This window comes from Capnocytophaga sp. H2931, from assembly GCF_002302535.1.
Classification (GTDB): Bacteria; Bacteroidota; Bacteroidia; order Flavobacteriales; family Flavobacteriaceae; genus Capnocytophaga; species Capnocytophaga canis.
Genome location: NZ_CP022381.1, coordinates 2,383,588 through 2,401,013, shown reverse-complemented (window position 1 = coordinate 2,401,013; position 17,426 = coordinate 2,383,588). Strand labels below are relative to the sequence as shown.

Sequence of the window (17,426 nt, the reverse complement as noted above, 5' to 3'; positions counted from 1 at the left end):
CCACGTAGGGAAACAAAGTTTATTATTCTTTACTTTTGATGTTACACAACATTTCTGTCCTTTCGTTTTTCATAAAATTCCATATATGAATCTGAAAAAAGAAACAATTACCAAATTTCCGACTTATCAAGCAATCACAACTTCTACACCTCGTTTTTCTAGCTCTTCAACAAATTCAGGATCTATTTTATTGTCGGTGATTAAAATATCTATTTTCTCAAGATAACAAATAAAACCAAAACCTCGTTTGTGCATCTTAGAAGAATCTGCTAACACAATCAACTTGTCCGCATGATCTACCATTTTACGGTTCAGATGAGCCTCTCCTGCATTGGTAGTACTAATTCCAAAATCTAAATCAAGTCCTTCTACACTCAAAAACAAGGTTGTACACAAAAAGTTGCTAAGAGTCTCTTCTGCGAAAGCCCCCACAGTAGAAGTCGAATTCTTACGAACTTCTCCTCCTAAATGTATCGTATTAATATTCTGATGTTTACAAACATCTAAAGCCACACGTAATGAAGGTGTTAAAACAGTTAAATTCTTATAATCAGGTAACTTTTGGGCTAACAAATGTATAGTTGTTCCTGACGAAAGAATAATGAAATCCCCTTCCTTGATATATTCTAAAGCCTTGGTCGTAATTCTTATTTTTTCATCGACATGTAAAGTCTCCTTTTCAGATATGGTTTGATCAAAAACGTATCGCATTTGCTTACTCGCTCCCCCGTGTGTACGATGCAAATACCCCTCCTGCTCTAAAAGAGTCAAATCCTTACGGATAGTTACCACGGAAACATTAAGCCTTTCGCTTAGGTCATTAACACTGATATGTCTTGCAGCATCTAAATACTCTACAATCTTAATTTGACGTTCATTAAGTACTTTCATAATTATATATTTTTCTCCGCCTAACCTCTCATACTCATTCGAAAAAAGGAAATTCGGTAGTTAATGTGATTTTATTTTGTTTTTTCTTCCTAAAACACTTTTTTATGAGATTCAATCATCTTAGTCAAGTGTGAATCAAATCGAAAATGAATTTTAAAACTCCGATGTAAAATGTAGCTTCACGCTCGGATATTTTTGTTTCACCATCTCAATGGAGAAAGCCGAATCGGCAAGGAAAACTCTATTCCCCTGTTTGTCACGCGCCATATATTTTTGTTTGACACGCAAGAAATCCTGAAACTCGGTATCTTTCGGATTTTCAGGTTCTTCGACCCAACAAGCCTTATGTATCGGGAAGCTCTCATAACTACATTTTGCTCCGTATTCGTGCTCCAATCGATACTGGATAACCTCGTATTGTAACGCTCCCACCGTTCCGATAACTTTTCGTCCATTAAAATCAAGTCTAAAAAGCTGTGCCACACCCTCATCCATCAGCTGGTCGATACCTTTTTCCAATTGCTTGGATTTTAGAGGATCCGCATTATTAATATAGCGGAAATGTTCAGGAGAAAAACTCGGAATTCCTTTGAATTGCAAGGTTTCGCCTTCTGTAAGTGTATCTCCAATTTTAAAATTTCCAGTATCGTGTAGTCCAACAATATCACCCGCATACGAGATATCAATCACTTCTTTTTTCTCCGCAAAAAAAGCATTCGGACTTGAAAACTTCAATTTTTTACCATGACGAACATGTAAATAGGGTTTGTTTCTCTCAAAAGTTCCCGAAACAATTTTCACAAATGCCAAACGATTACGATGATTCGGATCCATATTAGCGTGAATTTTAAATACAAATCCGCTAAACGTATTTTCATCAGGATTTACAATGCGCTCATCACTAGCCTTGGCACGAGGAGATGGAGCTATTTCTACAAAACAATCCAACAACTCTCTCACCCCAAAATTGTTCAATGCCGAACCAAAAAACACAGGCTGTTGCGTCCCATTAAGGTAAGCTTCACGATCAAATGGTGGATATACCTCATATACCAATTCCAACTCGCTACGCAAGTTTTCAGCCGATTTCTCACCAATGATTTTATCCAAATCAGGGTCGTTTACATTATCAAAAGCAATGGTTTCCTCAATATTTCTTCGACTATCACCTGAAAATAAATTGATGTTTTTTTCCCAAATATTGTAAATTCCTTTAAAATCATACCCCATTCCAATTGGGAAACTGAGTGGAGTTACCGAAAGTCCAAGTTTTTGTTCAACCTCGTCTAAAAGGTCAAAAGCATCCTTACCTTCCCTATCCAATTTATTAATAAACACAATCATCGGGATGTTTCTCATGCGACAAACTTCAACTAGCTTTTCGGTTTGTTCCTCAACCCCTTTGGCAACATCAATCACTACGATAACGCTGTCTACTGCGGTTAGAGTTCGGAAAGTATCTTCAGCAAAATCCTTGTGCCCTGGAGTATCTAATATATTGATTTTGTAATTCTTATAGTTAAAAGCTAAAACCGAAGTAGCCACAGAAATTCCTCGTTGTCGTTCAATTTCCATAAAGTCGGAGGTAGCTCCTTTTTTTATTTTATTACTCTTAACGGCTCCCGCCTCTTGAATAGCACCTCCAAAAAGTAGTAATTTTTCGGTAAGAGTGGTTTTCCCAGCATCGGGATGGGCGATAACACCAAAGGTTCTGCGCTTTTGTATTTCTTGAAGTATAGACATAACTCCCTCTAATTTACCTAATATTTTATAATGCAAAAGTAACGTATTTGATTTAGTTATACAAATGTTTTTTTTGATATAATTACCTCAGAATATATGTCTTCCTATGATAAGTTATAACAATAAAACAATCATTTTTCTTAGTTTTAAAAATATTAAAAAACAAAGAGGCTGCCCTTTTTGGACAGCCCCTTTTATTTTATTAGTCAGATAAATTTGTTTTACCTATTTCAATACAGAACCTTCTTTAGTAATATAATTAATCTTCAAAGCGTTAATGTCCTGAAGCTTTTCTCTTATATCACTCACAACACCCATGTTGGTTTCCTCATCTACCTTAAGAGCTGTAATAAACATCTCTCTTAATTCTTCACGAATCCCATCCTTGTACTGTAAGATAAAAGGAGCTATTTCCGAAACATCTGCAAATTTATCATTTATTTGGATCTTTGCATTTACACCAAATTTTTCCTGATACTTAGGAAGAGGTTTTCCTGCATAGATGTACACCACCGGATCTTTCTTATCAAGTTTTTGAACTTGATCAGCCATAGGCACCTTATTCTGAACCATCAAATCACTGTTTTTCATCTCTGTTACTGTCATAAAGAAGAACAATAGCATGAACACGATGTCTGGCAAAGATGCAGTCGAAACTGGTGGTAATTCTCCACTTTTTTTCTTTGTAAATTTAGACATTTTAATTCTGTTTTTTTAGTTTTTCTTAGGAGCCGATTCAATTAACTTTCTTGGAAACAACTCTTGAAGCTTTTTAATTTTAACTTCCAAATCGTCTTTACGTTTTTTAGGAGTTCTTGCAGCGTTGTACTCTGCATCCATCTCAGTATACGAAACCTCATTTGGAAACAAACGCTGACGCTCACGTTCACGCAAATCATTATAAGCTGCTATGAGTTCGTTTTGAACTGAAATATACGTTTTATAAGACGTTTCACGGTCGTTTCGCAATGAGATAATAGCTTTTTCAGGATTGTCAGACGACGCTTGGTTTTTAGCTCCTCGACAATGAGTGCAAGAACCATCACCCCCATTATCTAAGAAATCAACAGCCGCTTTTCTGACATCCTTCAATTCCATTACCTGATTGTTCACCAACAGCTGGTTGTTTTTGTTCACAACCACCACTAGAACGTTTTTCTCTTTTACAGCAGGTGGCTCAGGAGCATCTACCGGCTGTTTTGGAGGTAGTTTTGTGGTAATACCCGCATTGGTTTCAATCGTTGTCGTTACTAAGAAAAATATCAACAACAAGAACGCAATGTCGGCCATCGACCCAGCATTTACCTCTGGTATTCCTCTTTTTGCCATACTTCATTTTATTTTGTTAAAGCTCCTTTTACTCCTGAAATAATAAGCAAACCAACTGCCACTATCGTAAGAATATAGAACGAAATTAAACCTGCACTAACCCAAGTTTCGGTGGTTGTTTTTTCCGTAACAAACAAGAAAGGAAGAAACATAATTACAACAAAAACTCCTGTGTAGATAAGTGTCTTTTTCAAAGCCTTTGGATTGGATAAGATATTCTTTGCTCCTGAAAAAACAGCTGCCACAAGAGCAAGTCCTAAAAGGATATAAGAAATTATAAACATCCACTCCATAGGTGCATTATCAACATTTTGTGTATCAGCTGTGGTTATAAGCATTATCCAAAGAATAGCTCCTAAAACTCCCAACATCAAAACACCTATTTTTGATATTTTATACATAATTTAAAATTCTTTTAATTAGAAAATCATTTTATCTTTTTTGTCTTGCTACTAACATATCTATCAATGAAATAGATGCATCTTCCATATCATTAATTAGAGCATCAATTTTTGAAATGATGTAGTTATAGAACACTTGAAGGATAATCGCAACGATAAGTCCGAATACTGTAGTCAATAACGCTACTTTAATGTCACCTGCAATCAAAGATGCATCCAAACCTCCTGCTGCACTAATTTTGTCGAATGCTTGAATCATCCCGATTACCGTTCCCATAAACCCTAACATCGGTGCAATAGCGATAAACAAAGAAACCCAAGATACGTTTTTCTCTAACTGACCCATTTGAACTCCTCCGTAGGCAACTACTGATTTCTCAACCATTTCGATTCCCTCGTTTGAACGCTCTAATCCTTGATAGAAAATAGAAGCAACAGGCCCTTTTGTGTTACGGCAAACCTCTTTTGCAGCCTCAACTCCACCTTTGTCAAGTGCATTTTCTACTTCTGCTACTAATTTCTTAGTGTTTGTAGTTGCCATATTCAAGTAAATGATTCTCTCAATAGCAACCGCCAAACCTAAAATCAAACAGAGCAAAACAACTCCCATGAACTCAGGACCTCCTTCAATGAAACGCTCTTTCAACACTTGATGAAACCCTTTTGAAGCACCTGCATTTTCTACTTCTTGTGCGCTAACAGTAGCGACATTTAAAATTAACATAGCTACGAAAAATAGCTTCGATGACATTTTTTTCATTGTTTAATCTTTTTTAATTTGTTAGTTAATAATTTTAATGATTTTAGTACTCAATTTTTTTGTTTCTACACTATAATTATTGTAAAGCAGAGAGGAAGGGATTCGAACCCTCGATACGCTTTTGGCGTATACACACTTTCCAGGCGTGCTCCTTCGACCACTCGGACACCTCTCTTTCAGAATGCCAAATAACGAATTTTTTTTCTACTTAGAAAGAAAAATGTAAACTTTTTATTAAATTTCACCACAAATATTTTCTTCAAATCTGATTTTCAAAGAGTTATCAGAAACTATTTTTTTTAGCAAAATCATCATTTTTGTTACAGCAGCCTCCGTTGTGATATCTTTTCCATTGATTATCCCCATCCTTCTGAGGTGTTCACTTGCCTCATATTTTCCTAAAATGACGCTTCCTCCAGAACATTGTGTTACGTTGACTATATGTATTCCTTTCTGAATAGCTTTCTCAATACTATTTAAAAACCATTTCTCAGTAGGTGCATTCCCTGAACCATAGGTTTCTAAAATAACTGCTTTTAAATCAGGAATATCAAAAAATCCGTTTAATATCTTCTCTGTAATACCTGGGAACAACTTTACAACAGCTACATTTTGGTCAAACTCTTTCCACACTTTCAAAGACTGGTGACCTTCGCTTCTTAACAAATGTTGTTTGTTAACCTTCAAATGCACTCCACTTTCTGCCAAAGTCGGATAATTCATTGAAACAAAAGCTTGAAAATTTTCAGCATTTATTTTAGTTGTTCGATTTCCTCGATAGAGCTTATATTCAAAATACAATCCCACCTCTTGAATCACTGACTTTCCGTTTTCCTTTAGGGCAGCTAACTGGATGGATGTTATCAAATTTTCCTTCGCATCGGTACGTAAATCACCTATGGGAAGTTGAGACCCTGTAAAAATAACAGGCTTCGCTAAATTGTCTAACATAAAACTAAGTGCTGACGCTGAATAACTCATCGTATCGCTCCCATGTAAAACAACGAAACCATCATAAACATCATAGTTATTTTCAATAGTTTCTGCAATATTGATCCAATGTCTCGGATTCATATCCGATGAATCTATTGCTTTTTCAAAGGACACGGAGTCTATCACACAATCTAAATGTGACAACTCTGGAATACGATGATAAATATTCTCAAACTCAAAGGCTCTAAGCACTCCTGTCTCATAATCCTTTATCATTCCGATAGTACCTCCCGTATAAATGAGTAATATTTTTGAATTTTGTGTGTTCATAAATCAAACATGTTGGCTCATTTTATTTTTAACGGGATTGGCGTACATCTCCAAAAATTTTTCTTGAGAAAGAACATCATCAGATTTGCTACGATTGTGTATTCTTCGTTCAAATTGACGCAACTCCTTTTCGGTATAAAAATCCTTGTAAGTATCTGTACTATTCAATAAATCATAAGCAATATAATTAGCAGGAAACAGTTTGTACTGCAAATGAATGGATCTATCCAAAGTTTCTGCTATTGCCTGTAACTGCTTATTAACATGAGCATGTTCCTTTTCTATTTTGTCAAGTTCTCCGTTGAGGGGCTTTCCTACCGAAATATGCACACGTCCTTTCTGTCCTATCAATCCCTGTAATATGTTCTCAAAATCCTCTTTTTTTGATTTAACATATTCAACACCATAATGTTGCGCCATTAGAGCGGGGATTTTCATCATATCCGTAGGATCAAATTCATATGAAATGGACATCGGGACTATGTTGAGTGTCTTTAAATACTGCAACGGTGACACTCCCTCTGGTGCAGCTAAAGAAAGCATTTTCAACACACCTTGCTGAGTGCGATCATCCCCATTTTTAGTACGTCCTTCACGTTGAGCTATCCAAACGGATCGGTTATCTTTAGTTATACAATAATGTATATATTCCGAGACAATTTTTGAATGCTCTAACGATTCTCTCGGAGGTAAATTCCTGTAAATTATAAAATTACGATTCAGCATAGAGAGGATTTTCAAAAATTTCTTTTGAATTAAATTATTCCCTATAGCCGAAGCCGTCATTTTTAAATTATGATCATGTAACGTAACGTTAAGCAACGAAGTGTCCAAAATAATATCCCTATGATTTGAAATAAAAAGGTACGACTTTTCCTTTGTAAGTTTATCAAATCCTTCATAGGTGAACTGAGCAATACTTTTCTCCATTGCTTTCTTGACAACTCCATACATGATTTTATTCTGAAAATCAAAAATCGACTCACACGACAAAAGTTTTCCTACTCTTTCTTCAACAGAAAGATCTGGAAAACCGTAGGCTAACATAGCCTGTACTTTGGAGTGGTCTTTGACTTTTTGCAAAACCTCCGAAACCTCCTTGTCGTAGTAGGGTCGTATTGATTTAAAATAATCCACTATCGTATTTTGTTGCATATCGAAAAGCAAAGTAACGAAAAAAAAATCATAAAACAATGCTAAAAACCAAAAACTTTTATAGAATTTTTTGTGGTGATATCAGCTACTTCGTTCTCAGACACCCCGTAAATACTCGAAATTTTTTTCAAAACTTCTGTAATATAAGCACTTTCGTTTCGTTTCCCTCGATAGGGAACAGGTGCTAAATAAGGAGAATCCGTTTCTAAAACGATATGCTCCAAATCTATATTTTTGAGAAAAGTATCTATTTTTCCGTTTTTAAAAGTTACTACGCCTCCTATTCCGAGTTTTAGATTGTAGCTTATGGCTTGTTTTGCCTGTTGCTCATTACCCGAAAAACAGTGAAATATTCCGAACAAACGGTCGTCTTTTTCTGAATCCAAAATTTCGAAAATTTCGTCAAATGCCTCACGACAATGAATAACAATCGGCAATTTATGCTTTTTAGCCAAGCCTATTTGCCTACGAAAGGCTTCTTGCTGTTCCTTAAAAAAAGTCTTGTCCCAATAGAGGTCGATACCCGTTTCACCTATGGCACAGAAAGAGTGTTCTGTCATCAGTTTCTCAACATGATCCAGCTCTTCCAAGTAGTTTTCTTTCACATCACAAGGATGTAAGCCATTCATTAAGAATACATTATCCGGGTACGCCCGTTTCAAAGCAAACATACTCTCGGTGTGTGAAGAATCAATAGCTGGAATAAAAAATCGCGTCACACCCAATGCCATGGCTCGTTGCATCATTTGGTCTCTATCCTCATCAAAGACTTTGCTATAAAGGTGTGTGTGAGTATCAGTTATGATAGGAAGTGGTTGTTTCATCAGATAGTAATAAGGTTATTTTATCACTTGTGTTTTAGTTTCACTCAGATTCAAAATTTAGCACTTAACAAGCGAAAGTATTCGAAATTTTAGGAACAAAACGAGTATAAGCCCGTAAACTTATACTCGTATCATTTTGTATCCATTGAAATATTTTTGGGATAATTTTGTGTTGTATATCTGATTTTTTTTGGTTATATACCAATCTCTATTTGGAAACGAGCATACCAATCATCTTTTTTAGGTGATTGAATATAATCATTTTTACTGATTTCAAATTGCATTTTGAAAGCATGTTCCCAAATATACTTTGTAATCCCTAAAGAAAACTGATTTTGTTTAGGAACGAAAGCATACAGATCACTGTGAGAATTATTACGAGAAAAACGCCCTATAATTTCCCATTTCTGAGGAAATACGTAACTCAATTGGGTGTCATACCCATTACCTACTTGCACAAAATTGGCCTTTGCAGCATCAACTATAGGATTGTCAGCCGTACGGCTCATATAGGCCGAGGTGAACGACCAACCGTTATATTTACACACAAAATCTAAGAAAAAAGACTGTAAATCACGTTGTTGTAACAACTTGGTACCGTGCTGCCCTCGACTAAGTGTCGCCTTCTCATTATAGTGATAGGTACCTCCAAAATATAGCTTAGGCTTTTCTTCTCGCTGCAAATCACCCTCAAAAAACTCTCCTCCTTTTTTAAATTTCCCCAAAGGATAAAATTCGATACGTCCTGTGTAAGCCAATCCTTTGGTTTTTGTTGTGGAATTACGACCTTCTCCAGTTGTTAACGCTGCTTTAATATTATACCCAAAGGCGTTTTCTTTCTGCTTTGAATATACTGCCTGTAGTCCGAAATCACGATCGATATTGTACGCCTGATTATTAATAGAACGGTCTGTTAAATTCAACGCTCCTGACGAGTTAATGCGCTGTCTATTTCCCGGAAGCTTGGTTTGCCCAAAACCGAACGACCACTGATCATTGGGTTTATAAAACACAATCGCATCACGGATAATATTTAAATTTTCACCATCTCGGGTTGTTCCAATATCTTCGGGAGCAAATGCCAATTGAATAGCATACGTAAATTTAGGATCTCCAACATAACCATCAAAACGCAAACGTAAACGACGCACTTTCGCTGAATAGGTATCCTCCGTAACCTCTAATCTGTTTTTCATACGAAAACGGATATTCAATTGAAAAATGCTATCGGGTGCCGTAATTCCTAATCCTTTTCCAAAATTATAGTAAGGTAAAAAATCTGTATAGATGTTTTTTTCGTCTTTATGCTTTTGTGCAAAGACTCCTGTTCCGACCAATAGTGCTAAAAAAAGGATTATTTTTTTCATTATCATGTTTTTTTTTAAAAAAGTTGTGCAAAGGTACAAAATCAACCAAACTATGTGTTAAGATATTGTTATGAAATTTAATCACTTCAAAATTTCGACTTTCATTTTAACATCTCGTTTTGGCCATTCGCTCTGATCATCGGTTTCGACTTGACTTATTTTATCGACTACGTCCATCCCCTGAATGACTTTACCAAAAGCTGTGTACCCACCATCCAAATGGTAAGCACCTGGATCTTGAACCACAATAAAAAATTCATAAGGCGACGCGAATTTGTGCGGATTTTCAATGTCACTGCTTGGCATCGAAACCACTCCTCTGTGATGTTTAAAACCTTTTTTAGTGTCGGGAGGCAATAAATACTGTCCTATCCGATGTCGTTTTTTATGGATAGCCCAACTATCCGAATTCCCTCCTTGAATCACAAAATTTTTTACCACGCGATGGAAAACTGAACCATCGAAATATTTTTCCTTGGTCAACAAAATGAAATTTGCTCGGTGATATGGTGTTTCTACAAACAACTCAATATCAATATTCCCGTAGTCAGTAATAATACGAACGTAACGCTCTTTGTGTTTCTTTTCATATTCGAACAAAAAAGGAATTGCACTTTGGGTGGTCAACGGTTCAAATATTTCTTGTTCCTTTTCTGATTTGTCCTCTTTAACTAAGTTCTCTTCCGTGACCTCTTTATTATTTTCAACACTCTCCAACGAATTATTTGCCTTTTGAGATCTGTCGTTACACCCCAAAAGAATAAAAATGCAGAGCATACTCAGAAAACTATATCTCATAGCCTATTCTTTTGATAATATCCACAGTTTCAGTTTCATTCTCAATGTACGACATATGTCCCCCAATCAAACGATTATATGACGCTTTTGTTTTTTGAGCCAGTTCTACTAAATTCTCTGCGGGAATCAGTTCGTCATTTTCACCAATTATGATATGTTTAGGCACCTGTAATCCTTCAAAAATATGTGTTCGGTCGGGTCTATCTTTCATTCCCAAAGAAGCTGCTTTGATTCCCTCGTTAGGAATTTCCATCGCAATTTTGATAACCTTGTCCACTTTTTGCTTCATCTTGATACGATTTTCTGAACTAAACAAGTTATTTACCGCCGTACGTATGAAAAACGATTTATCTTTATCAATAACTTCCAAGACTCGAAGTCGGTTTGCTTTTTTTTCTTCCGAATCAGCGACCGTTGTTGAGTTCATCAAAATTAATCCATTAACTTTCTCAGGATATTTTTCTGCAAAAGCGAGTGATACATATCCTCCCATGGAATGCCCTACAAACAAACAAGTATCTATTTTTTCGATTTCTAGAATACGATTTACAGCTTCTGCCATCATTTCCATAGTATGAATTTCCGCTTCGACAGGAGTTTTCCCATGTCCTAACAAATCAGTGGTAATGACACAAAAATCCGACTGTAGGATTTCTGCAAAATGTTCCCAAATTTCACTACTTTCTAAAAATCCGTGGAGTAACATCAATGGTTTTCCTGAGCCTTTTTTGGTGTAAAACGGAATATTTTTCATGTTTATTTTTATACTAGAATTTACAAAATTGTTTTTTCAGAATCATCTGTATTTTCATCAATGAAAGATTTAACAAGGGGTAACTCTGAACAGAGCCGAAATTTTATGGCAAGAGCTGTATGCAAAAAAGTAAACCCTTGAATTATTTCCATCTATTTTCAGCCTTGTATTTTCCCCATAATAGGGAAGCTAAAAAAGGATTGTCTATGAAAGGATTACGATTTCCTTGAGCTTGTTCAATAACGTTATTGCGATTCTTTTCAATGGTTGAAACGGGGTCTTCAGCATTCCATTTCAGTAGTAAATCAACCCCTCCAGTTGAAATATCCTTGCCAAGACTTTCGTTATATCGCAAATTAAGGTACAGAATCATTCGAGCTACATCACCTTTCCATTCATCTCCTGGATACCAACTGCCATTGATTAATCTTGCTGAGCCACTACCTTCCGTAAATGGATAATTGCCCCGAAGTGTGTTCACTCGCGAGTCGCACACCCGTAAGTGATGTAAATCGGCGATGGCCACCAATCCTAATTTTGAACGTGGATAAACGTGTTCAGTATTGAACGTCTGAGGTTTGTATCCTTTATTCCCTTCATATTCTTTCCAAAAACGAATTTCTCCTGTGTAAAGCAACACCACTTTTTGAGGGTCATTTTCCGACTTATCGGCTTGGTATAAATATTTATGTCTGTCGTAATACTGTAAAATATTTTCGTGCTTTTGAATGGTCAAAGTAGCCAAATCGTTGTATAAATCTGAGCTTTTTTTTGAAAAATCAATATTCTTATAGTACGCCTGTAATTCCTTAGGAATATTGAATTTAACATTTTGAAAATTTGGGTCTTCTTCAGGAATCTCTGTATTTTCCTCTTTTTCAGGTAAAGGTACATTTTGTGTACTACAAGCTACGAAAAATGATACAAGTAAAAATAATATATATTTCATAATTTTGTTTTTATTTATTGTTTTTCAATCACTTACACTGATATCAAAAAAAATTCTGCCTGTTGCTTAAAAACAGAACATATAAATCTCAGCCGTGAAATATGGGTCTTTTGCCCAAATGCTTCACTAAATATCCATCAAATTTCAATTTGAAAAAAAATTGCATGATATCCATATTGTGAGCTATATGAATTATTTAGTTTATTATACTCAGAACTTTAACCTTCTGCAAATATACAAAACTTTTTACGAAAACTTCATCGATTTGGTTGGTGATATTTTTGTAACGACATAAGTAGGCACTAAAAGCATCAATAAACACAGTATCAACACCCCAATATTAAGGAAAATAACAGAGAAAACATCAATGTGAATAGGCACTTCAGTAACGTAATAAGTAGCTGGATCTAATTTGATAATACTGTATTTTTGTTGTAAAAACAGTAATAAAAACCCGAGAATATTTCCCCAAAACAATCCTTGTGTGATGATGTAGGCTGCATTATACAAAAATATACTGCGTATACTACGGTCGGAAGTGCCTAAACTTTTTAATATGCCAATCATGGGAGTTTTCTCCAAAATAAGCACTAAAATGGCAGTAATCATATTAAAACCTCCCACGACTATCATAATTCCTATGATGAGATAAATATTAAAATCAAACATCCCCAACCATTCAAAAATAAATGGATATTTCTGCATAATAGTCTGCGAATCAAGTGTCGCCATAGTTTTATCATACACCTGATCACCGACTGACTCTATCTTATCAAAGTCATCAACAAAAACTTCAAACATCCCAACTTCATCCTTTTTCCATTGATTGATGCGTTGAATTTGGCGAATATCAACAAAAACATAAGAAGCATCAAATTCCTGAAAACCACTATTATAGATACCTACAATTTTAAAATTTCGTTGATTTGGGACTTGTGAGGTTTCATCTTTAAGAAAAATAGTATGGCAATGGTCTCCCAAACGAAGTTGCAAACGATTAGCCAAATATTCCGAAATAAGAATCTCGTTACTGATTTCATCCGTCGTGAAATCGGGAATACGCCCCTCTTTAAGGAACTCATACATAACCTCCCAACGATAATCCTCCCCTACTCCTTTTGCTAAAATAGCTTCATAAGTGGTTTCCGTTCGGATAATTCCTCCTTTTGTTGCTACTGCTTGTAAATGCACAATTGAGGGTATTTCGGTAAATTGAGGATAAAAGTCTTGATGGATTGAAATTGGTTTTATTGATACTTCTGAAGCATTATTGTCATAATTATAAATTTGGATATGCCCTTGAAAAGTAACAATTTTTTCACGTATTTTTCGTTGCAACCCACCTCCTGTGGCAATAGCAATCAACATCATAACCATTCCTAAGGCAATTGCCGTAATCGCCATTTTGATAATTGGAGAAGAAATCGTACTTTTACCCGATTTTGAAAATATAATTCGTTTCGCTATGAAAAAGGGAAAATTCAATGGTCTGTTTATTTTAAGAATGGTCAAAAATACGTTTTTTTTGCTATTTTTAATCACTTCTTGTAAAAATTATAGCCAAAAAAACACAAGTAACGGAATTTCTGAAAAAGAAATTGTATTGGCAAGTAACCGTATATGGCTATATATAAACGACTTACAAAATAAAAAAATTGGTATTGTAACGAACCAAACAGGAATCATCAAAAACAAAAAAGGAGAATACACTCACCTGGTCGATTCGCTAATCAGTCGCAAAATAGACATCCACAAAATATATGTCCCTGAACACGGATTTCGTGGTGAAGCCGATGCCGGAGAAATCGTCAAAGATGGTAAAGACTCAAAAACGGGTATTCCCATCATTTCACTCTACGGAAAAAATAAAAAACCTTCTCCTGAACACCTGAAAAATATTGATGTAATTTTATTTGATTTGCAAGATGTAGGTGTCCGATTCTACACGTATATTTCAACTCTACACTACGTGATGGAGGCTTGTGCCGAACTAAATATTCCTGTAATCGTACTGGATCGACCAAACCCTAACGCACACTATATTGATGGGCCTGTTCTAGAAATGGAACAACATAGTTTTGTAGGTATGCACCCAGTTCCTGTAGTCTACGGAATGACCATTGGAGAATATGCACAAATGATAAATGGAGAAAAATGGCTTAAAAATCAAATAGTTGCAAATTTAAAAGTGATTCCTTTATCTAATTATACACACCAAACCCCATATAGTTTACCCGTAAGACCTTCGCCAAATCTACCTAACGATGTTGCCATAAATTTATATCCAAGTTTGTGTTTCTTCGAAGGTACAAATGTAAGCATGGGACGAGGAACTTCATCTCAATTTCAAATTTATGGATCTCCTTATTTAGAGAAAACTAACTTTCAGTTTACACCACAACCAAATCTGGGAGATAAAAATCCTAAATTCAAAGGAAAAGTGTGTTATGGGGAAAATTTAACCAATCATCCACGAATGTCAGCTTTGAATTTGTCTTGGTTACAAAAAGCGTTTGAGCAATCGAAAGGCGTGAAAATAGATTTTTTTAATAACTTTTTCAACAAACTCGCAGGAAATAAAAAACTTAAGGAACAAATTATCCAAGGAAAAAGCGAAACCGAAATTCGTGAAACATGGCAAAAGGATTTGGCTAAATTCAAAGAAACAAGAAATAAATATCTGATTTACAGAGATAAATAAAATAATATAATCTACATCAACCACCGAAAAGCACATCATTTGGATAGTAGAGTCTACCCCATGAGTATTTAAAAAAAGTGTCAGAACATGAGTTATTCATTTATAATACCTGTTTACAATCGCCCTATTGAAGTCGATGAATTATTAGAAACTATTGCAAATCAATCTTTTGAAGGGGATTTCGAGGTCGTAGTCATCGAAGATGGTTCAACCCTTCAATCCAAGGAGATTTGTGATAAATATGCAGATAGGCTGCATATTACCTACTTGTATAAGCCCAATTCTGGCCCTGGAGATTCTCGTAACTATGGTATGCAAAAAGCTCATTATGACTATTTTATAATTTTAGATTCCGATTGCCTACTACCCGAACATTATTTAGAATCCGTAGATGATTTTCTGAAAAGACAGTATGTAGATTGCTTTGGTGGCGCCGATGCTGCTGATGAAAGCTTTACGGACATTCAAAAAGCAATCAATTATGCCATGACCTCTTTACTCACCACGGGAGGCATTCGTGGCAATAAAAATGGAATAGGGAAATTCCAACCCCGAAGTTTCAATATGGGGCTTTCACGCAAGGCTTTTGAAAGTAGTGGGGGTTTTGGAAGAATACATCCTGGAGAAGATCCTGATTTAGTAATTCGATTATGGCAAAAAGGGTATCAAACGGCATTTATTGAAGAAGCGTTTGTCTATCACAAACGTCGTATTTCGTGGAAAAAATTCAAAGAGCAAGTCTGCAAATTCGGACAAACACGAGCTATTTTAAATCATTGGTATCCACAAACGAAGAAAATAACTTTTTGGTTACCTTTTCTATTTTCAATAGGATTAATCTTCTCTTTATCAGTTGCTTTCATAGGCAGATTGGAAGGATTGTACATCTACTGTAGTTATTTCATCATAGTTCTGCTTCACAGTTCAAGGGAAAACAAAAGCACAAAAATTGGATTTTTGACTATATGGGCGATTTTAGTACAGTTTTTTAGCTATGGATTTGGTTTTTTCAGAGCTACTACAAAATTATTTTTGTACAAAAAAGAACCTGAAAAATTATTTCCTCATTTATTTTTTCGCCGAAAATAAACTTTGTTAAAAGAAAGAGTTTATTTATCCCAAATACTACGGATGAAATTGCAAAATATCCGAAACAGGTACACTTTGATTACAGAATTTTAGCTTAAAATTTGTTATATCTTCTTTTAATTATCAGCCAATTTGGTTTGATAATAACTTGATTTATCCTAGTTTGTATCAATCAATTTTTCTTTTTTTTAACACAGAATATGGCCATAAAAAATTTGTTTCTTTCTTCTGGTTTTTGTACCTTTGTCCTTTGGAAATTAAAACCAAAAAAGAACTTTTAATGAAATATCAAGAAAAGAAAAAAGCGGTTATTTTACTTGCTGATGGCACCGCTTTCTACGGAAAAAGCGTAGGAAACGACGGTACTGTTTTTGGAGAAGTATGCTTCAACACGGGAATGACAGGCTATCAAGAAATTTTTACAGACCCCTCCTACTTTGGGCAGATCATGGTAACAGCCAACGCCCATATTGGAAACTACGGAATTAATGAGGATGAAAATGAGTCCGATGGCATCAAAATTACGGGATTGGTTTGTCGTAATTTTAGCTATGATCACTCCAGACCAAGTGCTTCTGGTTCATTGAAAGATTTTTTCGATAAAACCAACTTAGTAGCCATTTGCGATGTAGACACTCGTGCATTAGTAGCTCACATTCGTGATAATGGTTCAATGAACGCCGTTATTTCAACTCAAACCGATGATTTAGAGTTTCTTAAAGAAAAATTAAAACAAATTCCTGATATGAAAGGTTTAGAATTGGCTTCGAAAGTGTCAGTTACTGAACCTTATTTTTTTGGCAATGAGAACGCTACGTACAAGGTTGCCGCTCTTGACTTTGGAATAAAGAAAAACATTTTGAGAAATATGGCAAAACGTGATATGTATGTAAAAGTTTTTCCGTATGATAGTCCTCTGGAAGAGTTAAAGAAATGGAATCCTGATGGATATTTTCTATCAAACGGACCAGGAGACCCTGAACCACTAACAGAAGTTATTGCAAAAGTGAAACAAATGATAGCAGAGGATTTACCTTTGTTCGGGATTTGCTTAGGACATCAAATCATTGCTTTGGCAAATGACGTTCCCACATTCAAAATGCATAACGGACACAGAGGAATTAATCACCCTGTAAAAAACTTACTTACAGGAAAAGGAGAGATAACCTCTCAAAATCATGGTTTTGCGGTAGACAGAAAACAAGCAGAAGCTAATAAAAATATTGAAATTACGCACGTTCACCTCAATGATGATACCATTATGGGAATTCGTGTTAAAGGCAAAAAATGTTTCAGCGTTCAGTATCACCCTGAAGCTGGACCTGGACCAAACGATGCCACTTATCTGTTTGACCAATTTGCGGAAATGATGAAAAATAATTAACAGATAAGAATTTTGTAA

Annotated in this window: 17 protein-coding genes and 1 tRNA gene; 3 read left to right on the top strand and 15 right to left on the bottom strand. The window is 35.4% G+C overall.

What is annotated here, in order from left to right; genetic code table 11:
• Nucleotides 1–126: 126 nt before the first annotated feature.
• The 15 genes from CGC52_RS10090 to CGC52_RS10020 form a co-directional block, all read right to left on the bottom strand.
• Complete coding sequence (locus CGC52_RS10090; RefSeq protein WP_042010454.1) at nt 127–891, bottom strand: DeoR/GlpR family DNA-binding transcription regulator; 765 nt, start codon at nt 889–891, stop codon at nt 127–129.
• A gap of 153 nt (nt 892–1,044) precedes the next feature.
• Nucleotides 1,045–2,634 (bottom strand): peptide chain release factor 3, encoded by a 1,590-nt coding sequence (locus CGC52_RS10085; protein WP_042345408.1) that lies wholly within the window; start codon nt 2,632–2,634, stop codon nt 1,045–1,047.
• Nucleotides 2,635–2,859: 225 nt separating this feature from the next.
• Nucleotides 2,860–3,333 carry a biopolymer transporter ExbD gene (locus CGC52_RS10080; protein WP_042006162.1) on the bottom strand — a complete coding sequence of 158 codons (474 nt, stop codon included), beginning with the start codon at nt 3,331–3,333 and terminating at the stop codon, nt 2,860–2,862.
• A 15-nt stretch (nt 3,334–3,348) separates the two neighbouring features.
• The gene (locus tag CGC52_RS10075) at nt 3,349–3,963 is read right to left on the bottom strand and encodes a biopolymer transporter ExbD (protein ID WP_042345410.1); all 615 of its coding nucleotides are present in this window, start codon (nt 3,961–3,963) and stop codon (nt 3,349–3,351) included.
• An 8-nt stretch (nt 3,964–3,971) separates the two neighbouring features.
• A complete protein-coding gene (locus CGC52_RS10070) occupies nt 3,972–4,364 on the bottom strand; it encodes a hypothetical protein (RefSeq protein WP_095894290.1) in 393 nt (130 codons plus the stop codon).
• A gap of 31 nt (nt 4,365–4,395) precedes the next feature.
• A complete protein-coding gene (locus CGC52_RS10065; protein WP_042345415.1) occupies nt 4,396–5,124 on the bottom strand; it encodes a MotA/TolQ/ExbB proton channel family protein in 729 nt (242 codons plus the stop codon).
• An 87-nt stretch (nt 5,125–5,211) separates the two neighbouring features.
• Nucleotides 5,212–5,299 (bottom strand) — tRNA-Ser (locus tag CGC52_RS10060).
• Between the two features lie 59 nt (nt 5,300–5,358).
• Nucleotides 5,359–6,387, bottom strand: coding sequence for an asparaginase (locus tag CGC52_RS10055; RefSeq protein ID WP_095894289.1), 1,029 nt, complete (start codon nt 6,385–6,387; stop codon nt 5,359–5,361).
• Between the two features lie 3 nt (nt 6,388–6,390).
• Entirely contained in the window at nt 6,391–7,527 is a 1,137-nt protein-coding gene (locus CGC52_RS10050; protein ID WP_095894515.1) for a 1-acyl-sn-glycerol-3-phosphate acyltransferase, read from the bottom strand.
• A gap of 56 nt (nt 7,528–7,583) precedes the next feature.
• Nucleotides 7,584–8,345: a TatD family hydrolase gene (locus CGC52_RS10045; protein ID WP_042347361.1), complete on the bottom strand. Its 762-nt coding sequence runs from the start codon at nt 8,343–8,345 to the stop codon at nt 7,584–7,586.
• A 215-nt stretch (nt 8,346–8,560) separates the two neighbouring features.
• Nucleotides 8,561–9,733, bottom strand: coding sequence for a porin (locus tag CGC52_RS10040; protein ID WP_095894288.1), 1,173 nt, complete (start codon nt 9,731–9,733; stop codon nt 8,561–8,563).
• An 81-nt stretch (nt 9,734–9,814) separates the two neighbouring features.
• Entirely contained in the window at nt 9,815–10,531 is a 717-nt protein-coding gene (locus tag CGC52_RS10035) for a peptidylprolyl isomerase (RefSeq protein WP_095894287.1), read from the bottom strand.
• Nucleotides 10,521–11,285, bottom strand: coding sequence for an alpha/beta fold hydrolase (locus CGC52_RS10030; protein ID WP_095894286.1), 765 nt, complete (start codon nt 11,283–11,285; stop codon nt 10,521–10,523). Before CGC52_RS10030 ends, CGC52_RS10035 begins: the two co-directional genes overlap by 11 nt.
• A gap of 142 nt (nt 11,286–11,427) precedes the next feature.
• Entirely contained in the window at nt 11,428–12,234 is an 807-nt protein-coding gene (locus CGC52_RS10025) for an endonuclease I family protein (protein WP_042347333.1), read from the bottom strand.
• Between the two features lie 246 nt (nt 12,235–12,480).
• A complete protein-coding gene (locus CGC52_RS10020) occupies nt 12,481–13,638 on the bottom strand; it encodes an FtsX-like permease family protein (RefSeq protein ID WP_042347331.1) in 1,158 nt (385 codons plus the stop codon).
• Here CGC52_RS10020 and CGC52_RS10015 point away from each other — a divergent pair.
• From CGC52_RS10015 to carA, 3 genes are all read left to right on the top strand, one after another.
• The gene (locus CGC52_RS10015; RefSeq protein ID WP_232751859.1) at nt 13,622–14,935 is read left to right on the top strand and encodes an exo-beta-N-acetylmuramidase NamZ domain-containing protein; all 1,314 of its coding nucleotides are present in this window, start codon (nt 13,622–13,624) and stop codon (nt 14,933–14,935) included. The two genes, CGC52_RS10020 and CGC52_RS10015, sit on opposite strands and share 17 nt — an antisense overlap.
• An 87-nt stretch (nt 14,936–15,022) precedes the next feature.
• Complete coding sequence (locus tag CGC52_RS10010) at nt 15,023–16,024, top strand: glycosyltransferase family 2 protein (RefSeq protein WP_095894285.1); 1,002 nt, start codon at nt 15,023–15,025, stop codon at nt 16,022–16,024.
• A 280-nt stretch (nt 16,025–16,304) separates the two neighbouring features.
• Entirely contained in the window at nt 16,305–17,408 is a 1,104-nt protein-coding gene (gene carA, locus CGC52_RS10005; protein WP_095894513.1) for a glutamine-hydrolyzing carbamoyl-phosphate synthase small subunit, read from the top strand.
• Nucleotides 17,409–17,426: the final 18 nt, after the last annotated feature.